The organism is Halomonas sp. GXIMD04776 (genome assembly GCF_049808615.1).
Lineage (GTDB): Bacteria > Pseudomonadota > Gammaproteobacteria > Pseudomonadales > Halomonadaceae > Modicisalibacter.
Window position 1 is genome coordinate 92,929 of the sequence record NZ_JBNCAN010000019.1, and the last position, 7,553, is coordinate 100,481.

The 7,553-nt window shown below is 59.7% G+C and carries 4 protein-coding genes; all 4 read right to left on the bottom strand.

The features are described from left to right. Nucleotides 1–34: 34 nt before the first annotated feature. Nucleotides 35–2,128, bottom strand: coding sequence for a BREX system Lon protease-like protein BrxL (gene brxL, locus ACPF7Z_RS13705; RefSeq protein ID WP_425193807.1), 2,094 nt, complete (start codon nucleotides 2,126–2,128; stop codon nucleotides 35–37). A gap of 3 nt (nucleotides 2,129–2,131) precedes the next feature. Then, complete coding sequence (locus ACPF7Z_RS13710; protein WP_425193808.1) at nucleotides 2,132–4,657, bottom strand: PglZ domain-containing protein; 2,526 nt, start codon at nucleotides 4,655–4,657, stop codon at nucleotides 2,132–2,134. Between the two features lie 237 nt (nucleotides 4,658–4,894). Continuing rightward, entirely contained in the window at nucleotides 4,895–6,742 is a 1,848-nt protein-coding gene (locus tag ACPF7Z_RS13715) for a GmrSD restriction endonuclease domain-containing protein (RefSeq protein ID WP_425193809.1), read from the bottom strand. After that, nucleotides 6,739–7,553 (bottom strand): hypothetical protein (locus ACPF7Z_RS13720; protein ID WP_425193810.1); only part of this gene is annotated, 815 nt, incomplete at its 5' end. The genes ACPF7Z_RS13715 and ACPF7Z_RS13720, both read right to left, overlap by 4 nt.

Here is a 7,553-nt window from a genome sequence, read left to right on the forward strand (position 1 = left end):
AAAACACATAAAATCAAAAACGTCATAGCTGAAATTATACTTGGTAAATATCCACCTTCGTTTCAAGGCAACGCCGCATGCTAAGATCATGCGCGCCTACTCCGAACCACAGATCAGGCTTCTGGTAGAAGTCGAGGCCACGGCCGATCTTGATCACCCAACCGTTATCGATCCGGATCTCACGATCATGCAGGTTCTCGTTGATCAGGATCTTGAGCTCGATGTCCAGCTCCAACAAGCTCTGCTTGAGCTCCTCGAACCGCTCATTGAGAGCCTTGAGGTCAGTATCCTGGTCATAGCTGGTGGTCAGCACGATCTTGCGTACCGTTGGCGACTTGATCACTGCCTCACAGAAACGAACGAAGTTGTGCACCTGATGGTTAGCCCTGATGTATGGGTCATCAATCTCCACCCGCTTGGCTCTCGGAAGGTACGGGAGCAACAGCGACTCGTAGCTATGGCCCGTATCCCCATAATGGATGGTGAAGTGCTGCTCCTGGGGTTCGGCTACCACCGCATCAGGCATGCCCTCAGCCACAGGAGCCGCCGCCTCTGGCTGCAGCTCTGCTTCAGCACTGGGAACGGCCGAAAGGACAGGCGTGGACTGACCCTCCTCATCACCAACATGAATGTTGCGTCGGCTCGGCTCCTGAGTTGCCATGGCATTCTGCGATTCCGGGCAGTAGACCACCACCTCTTCACCCGAGGCGGTGAAGTAGGAGAGATTGATGCGCGAGAACTCGTCGTCGGTCTTGCGCTTGTTCATCTGCTCCTTGATTCTACGGCGAGTCTCCACCGCATAGGCCACATACTCCTCGAACTCTTCATCGGTCGGCTTGCCATTGGGGTGCAGGATCTTCAGGAAGGCGCAAAGCGTCTTCTTGATGCCCTTCTCGTCCCGGCCCTCCACGGCATCACCCAGCTTCACTCGGCTAGAGACCTCCTCATAGCGGTTGGTCTGCTTGAACTGGTAGTGGAACGCTTCTGCCAGGTAGTCGGTGATGAAGCCGTAGTTGCCGGTCAGGAACTCGCTGCCATTCTTGGGCATCTCCCAGCCTGGCAGGTAGCAGGCAAAGCGGTCCTGAATAGCCAGGTCGAATTCCTTGGGTAACGGCTGGAAGAGGTCGTACACCTCGGAGTTGACGATCTGCTCCACGGATAGGTCCAGGTTGCCAACGAAGGTCATGGAGGCCTGGGCGATAACCTCGACGCCGCGGGAGAAGCGACCGTTGGCCATGAAGTCCTTCATGATCTGGATGGTATCGGGATCCTTGATCTTGATCCCCCCAACCTCATCGAAAGCGACCGTGTCCCAATACCCCACCAGGCCGATCTTGCGACGCTGCACGTTGTAGAACAGCGTCGCCTTGGTGGCCTGCCCCCCACTGATCAGCGTCGAGTAGGGAGAAAACTCGCTGTAGAAGTAGGACTTGCCGGTGCCACGGGGCCCCAGCTCGATGAAATTGAAGTTGGGTTCGATCAGCGGCGCCAGGCGGGCGATGAAATGAAACTTCACCCGTTTCGACAGCTTGGTCGGCTCCAAGCCTACGGAGCGCAGGATCACATCCATCCAGTCATCACGGCTGAAGGCATTGCGTCCCTCGCAGTAGCGATCGAAATCGAAACGGCTCAGCTGGATCGGGCGCAGGTCCTCGACGAAGAATGCGTAGTCGTCATCCTCTATCTCGTTGTAGCCGATAGTCACCTCGGCCCACAGCCCGCCCTGAAGCAGCCGCTCATTGTCGCGATAGAACTTTTCGCTGATCGCCACGCGCCGGGAATCGAAGTTCTCCAGGGCCGCCCAGTGCCGCCGATCCTTCTCGACATAGTTGACGTGCACCTTGTCGATGAAGCGGTGCTTTCCCTTAGTCGCCACCCGGGACTGGGCGGCGTTCGCCTCATTGGGCCGCACGTAGTTGTCGTTGAGGGTGTCCAGCACGGCTTCCATGCCAGCCTGAATCTCCTCCGGCTCATCACTGGCGCAGTAGCGCGCCAGCAGGAACTCCAGCACGAAGGTGGGCACGTTGGTACCCTTCTTGATGCGGTGCAGGAGGTCCTTGCGCACCACCTTGCCATCGAAGAGCGAGGTCAACTGCTGGTCGAGTTCATCCTGGTCAAACTGATCCATGGCTTACACCGCATAATCCGTTTCTAGATCGATCTGGCTGTATATGGCATGCGTCCGGGGATCAAGAGCCTTCACCTTGAACTTGCCCTCAAACTCCATCTGCATCTTCAGGTTCACCTTCACTGACTCCCCTGGCTGCAGACTAAGGGTGCCGGTTGCCGGGTTCACCGGACCGGTAGCTCTGGCCTCGCCGACCACCTCCCCCTTCTTGTCATGCGCCTCCAGCAAGATCTCATAGCTACCCTCGCTGGAGAACATATCGGCCGCTTCAACGGCCACATCGATCACCGGCACTCGGGTAGTGATACGGGTCGCACCCTGCTTGTAGCCGATGCTGACGCTGGCCCGCTGGACACTGGGCTGCTCATGGCTCTTGAGCTGCATGCAAATCACCGGCACCACGCACTCCTGTAACGACAGGCCACCATGGAAGTACTCTAGTCCACTCCGATAGGGTGCCATGGTTAGCGGGGCCGCCAGCCTGGTCGCGTTGCTGCGTATCCCTAGACGCTCGGCCTCCATCAACAGATGGTGATCATCCGCGGAGCCATCGCCGAGCGCACAGCGATCATGGACGATCAGCCAATCACCATGCGGCTTGGTCGCCACGTCTCCGGCCCCGGCGTGGCTATTCATGAAGAACCCGTGGTCGGTGGCGATCACTACCTCATGGAAGCCGTGCTCCACCAAGCGATGCACCGCCATACGGATCCGCTTCAGGGCATTGGTGATCTCCGCAGGCGCCGTCTCGGGGTGGTTCTCGAAGTAGCTGTCGATCTCGACGGAGCGAAGCACCAGCAGGTCCGTCTCGGTATCGATCTCGGGCCCCTTGTTGCGAACGAAGTCCTCAAGGCGCATCTCGGCGAAGCGCTGCCCGTAGCGGCGCCGGAAGGCGTCCATGCGCTGAGTGACGGTCGCCACAGGCTTACCATCCAGCACCGGCACCATCCCATCCTCGCCCTTCTCCAGCTCCAGCAGGTCGTTGGCCCCGGGCAGAAGACTTGCCATACCCACCGGCGTTACGCTTGGCAGCTGAGCCAACGCCGGCTGCATCTCGATTGCCCCGTCTTCTGCCAACTGCTTCTCGAGGGCTACTCCCAACTCATAGCGCAGGGCATCCACCATGAAGTAGGCCACCCGGTGACCGTTCTGCTTGAGCTGAGGCGCCACGAGCCGGTCGAAGACCTGAGTATTGGCCAGCATGCTGGGCAGCGGCCAGCCCGTCTTCTTGACCAACCGCATGAAGCCCTGCTGGACCGACTCCGCCACCTTAGCGTAGCGCTTGCGGGCGCGCTGAATCAGCGACGACATCTCGCCCCGAGTGTCCTGCCACTCATAGTCGCTCACTGCCTGCTCGAACTCACGATGCAGGCGATCAATTTCGCGCAGGCTGCCCACATAGAACTGGACGAGGCCTTCCAGGCTCTCGGTATGCTCCGCCAGATGCTGCTCGAGATCTTCACAGACCTGAGCCAGTGAAGCCGCTGCCTCGACCAAGTACCACTTTTCCCGGCTCTCGCCCTGGGACGTCCAAACCGAGTGGTCATGCCTAACCAGGATGGTTCGGACGCGCTCGATATCCCCCTGGTCGAAGGCCGTCATCGCCTGGATCAGGAAGGTACGCTCCTCGAAGGGGAAGGTATCGCGGATGCCCAGATCGGTCAGCGCCTCACAGTAGCCGGGCAGGTTCAGCTCGTGCTCGATCTCCTCGGCCTTCTCGATATAGATATCCTGGCTACGTCGGTCATTGCGCAGGGCATCGCATAGCCCCTCGATGATCGGCCGTGCGCCCTCCTCCGCCCTGGGAATATCGGCCAAGGCTTCAGGCAATGTCTCGGGCAGGTCGAAGACGAATTCGCTGAACAGCACGAAGCGCCAAAGCTCGTCGCTGATGGAGGACCAAGTCTTGCCGCGGGTCCGCAGCTTCATCCCCAATGTTCTCTTGAATAGGTCTCGGGCCTCGCTGACCCAGGCGTCATTGGCCTGCAGGGCTTGCTGTTGGCGGGTATCTGGCGCCATCAATCCCGATAGGATATCGCGGCTGGACTCTGCCCCAAGTTGCGCTCGCAGATTTGGCCAACCCACGCCGCCGCCTACAGCGTCGATCACGGCAAAGTCGGGGGTAGCGTCGTCGACGAAGAGCCGACGGATCTCGTCGGCATGCTCCGGCTTGGCCTTCAGACACAGCGATTGGAAGCTATCACCGTCGCCGGCCGGGAACACGGCGCCGCAGGCTGCAAAGGGAGAGAAGGGATCGACCTGCTTGTGCTCATCATCCAAGGGTGCCTCAGAAGGCACATACACCAGCAATTCTTGGAGCTCATTGCGGCCGAGACGCTGCAAAGCACGCATGGCATGCTCCCGACTCTCAATGCTGCTCTCGGTAGCGTCTACCACCGCGGTGCCATCACTGGCCAACCCCTGGCAGAGCCGGCGGTAGCGGAGCTCGGCATCGTAGACCACCACGACCGAACTCTTGCGTAGCCTCTCCGCCAGCACCTGCTCCTGGATATAGGCCTCAATACTCATCTAGATCACACTCCTGTTCCCTGGCGTATCGCCTGCCGAGTCTCATGTCCGGCTGAATTCTCAAGCCTGCTAATGTCCATCAGTAAAGACCAACCAGCAGTTTATGGTTCACGAATGCACATCTAGAGTCGCTGTGGCTCACTCTTGAGCTCTCATTATTACCAAAGTCTGGTGAGCAGAAGCCCATTAAACTGCTGAGCTGGTCAAGGACACAGGCAAAGTTAATGGCCATGGCCATCAGCTCTCCGCGGTTGCCGGCGCCTGCCACAGCTGATGCAGGTCAGGCTGCTGCCCCGCGGCGAGACACTCGACCACCTGGGCAACCCGGCTCGCACGGTCGTCGAGGAAGCGCTCGAAGTCCTTCTTGAGCCTCTCGCGAGCTTCCGGCTGTTGAAGGTCGCCGTAATCCCCCTTGGCCAGAAGGTCGTAATCGATCAGGTGGGTCTTCATGCGCTGGCGAACCGTGTCCTCGCCGGCCCAGTCCACACGCTCCTTCAGGTAGGCGACCGGATCCTTGCGGCCGATGACCCGATTGGTCTTCCAGGTGATCAGGGCGCAGTTGAGCGCCAGGAAGCTCGATATCTCGGCCTCCTGGAGCAGCGCATCGGGGAACACATGGTGGTACTCCCGCTTCTGCAGGTTGTCATAGCTGGCCGGTTGGTTGTCAGCGAAGTCCCTGGCTTCCAGGTAGGTCGTCACTGCCATGATGCCCCGGGCTTCGATACCCATGGCCTTCGGCCATTTAGCTGCCTTGAGCTCGTCCATGGTGGCCAACGGGTACTGAGAGCGATCCATCACCGGAATCTGCGCGATGTGGGTGTCGTCGAACTGCTGGTTCTTCAGCACCGTCTTCAGCGCCTTGAAGTCTCCATAGGCCCGCGACGAGGAGGAATTCTCATAGCGGTCGGTGAAGAAGGCCGACCAGAGGTAGCGCTGCAGCAGGGTCTCGGCCTTGCCGCGATAGTCGCCGTCGTCAGGAATCAGCTCGTAGCAGGCCGCGATCACCGGGAGCACGGCATTGGTGGGCAGCCTGGCAGCATCGTGGATACCCTGGCTGGCCAGGAAGGCCGCCATGCGTTCCAGCCCACGCTCCAGGTGGTGCCAGTTATCGACGAGCACCTGCTTGTTCATCTCGATCATGCCGCGGTTGTTCGGCACCTTGTCCTGCAGAAGCGCGGAGGTTGAGAGGATCAGGTCCCGGAGTTCCGCGTAGCGCTTGGAATAGGGGCAGTGGGAATCAAGTCGCGCCTCGAGGTCATGCAACGAGCTGCCGGCGACGCTCTCGACCTCCGCCACGATGATGTCGTAGAGCGATAGTGGCTTGCTGTTGGTGTTCATATTGATGAACACCTGAAGTGCCACCTCTTTGGGGGTTGAAGACGGCAGCGCCAGATAAGGAAGATTGAAATGGGTCACCCGCTCTCTAAGCAGGTTGACCTGGGCTCTCAGCTTGTCCTTAAGGACCATATAGGCCTTGAACTTGGTCATCGCATCTTCTTCACCATCTTCAGGTTCCAGGTGATGCGTCGCCTTTTCAAGCCAATGGTCTACTTCCGAGCTCAAATCCCCAGGTCGCAAAAGAGACATGGGAAACAGGCCTCGTTCCAGTGTGGATCTGGGATCATCCGCCCAGAGCGGCATCCGCCTGCCGTGCTTGTCGTACCACCTGGGCTTCATGAAGACCTGCACCTCCTCGCCGGCCTTCTCTGCGCGGGGATCAAACTCCGGGTGATAGACGAAGAAAGTTTCGTAGTCGTAGTTGTTATACATCGCGCGCCAGAAGGCCGTCAGCCGCTGCTGGCCATCCAGCAAGTGCTGGGTCACCGTGCCTTCCTTTTCCGGCGCGGCAGTGCTGATGTGCCGAGATACAAACTTCTCGTTCTCGTTACCATCGACCTGAAGGATCAGTACCACCCCCATCGGCAGGTTGCTGATCACGGTATCCAGGAAGCTGGCGATCCGATTCCTGTCCCAGGCCTCCATGCGTTGGAAGCGCGGCAGCTTGATCGAGCCACGCTGGATATCGTAAAACCACTCGCCAAGGCTACGATCGTGCGCCTTGCTGGACTGCACCATGATGCTCATTCACCGCTCCCTGTGCTCTTCTTCCGGCCACGCGTCTTCTTGGGTGCCGGCTCGGGTTCGACGTAGAGGTGCTCCAGGTCGTGGGCGATAGCCAGCGACTTGTCGCTGATGCACTTTTCGCGCACTCGCTCCGGCCAGTAGGCCATGGCCAGGTGGGCCCAGTCGTAGTCGCCCTGCTCCAACCTCTCCCAGGTATCGCGCAGCACGTTCTGCCAGGGACGATGGCGGAACAGCGGCCAGAGCGGCGCGGCGGAGATCTGAACGCCGTCGTCGTGGTTGGGCTTATAGTCGGGGGCGATCCTGAGCAGCGTATCGCACAGGTCCGCCAGCTCGTCGCGGAAGTCACTCAACTCCTCGAGGCGCTTCTCATCCTTGCGGCTTCGGCTGGCACCCGCCAGGCGGAGGTTGCCCAGCTCGCCGTCGACCTGCTTGAGCTTGGGCTCGACGAAGTCGTTGACCGCGGTGAAGAGGGTCTGGTCGGTCAGGGCCGGGTAGTAGACCCAAAGGGTGTAGCTGCCTGAGGCCGTCGCCAGCGGCCAGTAGATCGGCGCCTTGCGGCGGCTCTTGGAGTACTGCTGCAGGTGGTACTTGAAGAAGTCGCGGCGCAGCCAGCGGCGCAAGTCTTCATCGACTTGGGCATTCACCGTCTCCAGCACATCGACCATCAGCCGCGGCAGATCATGCTCATGACCCCCTGAATCCGTGAGACCGGCCCCCAGGAATGCTTCTAACCTACTGAACTGCATGGCAATATAGCGAATATCGCCATTCACCCAGACAGTGCCATGCCCAACGTCAAGTTCCGCGCCAG

Coding starts and splice junctions, on each gene's coding strand:
- ACPF7Z_RS13710 (WP_425193808.1), bottom strand. CDS start 4,657: ATGAGTATTGAGGCCTATATCCAGGAGCAGGTGCTGGCGGAGAGGCTA.
- ACPF7Z_RS13715 (WP_425193809.1), bottom strand. CDS start 6,742: ATGAGCATCATGGTGCAGTCCAGCAAGGCGCACGATCGTAGCCTTGGC.
- brxL (WP_425193807.1), bottom strand. CDS start 2,128: ATGGATCAGTTTGACCAGGATGAACTCGACCAGCAGTTGACCTCGCTC.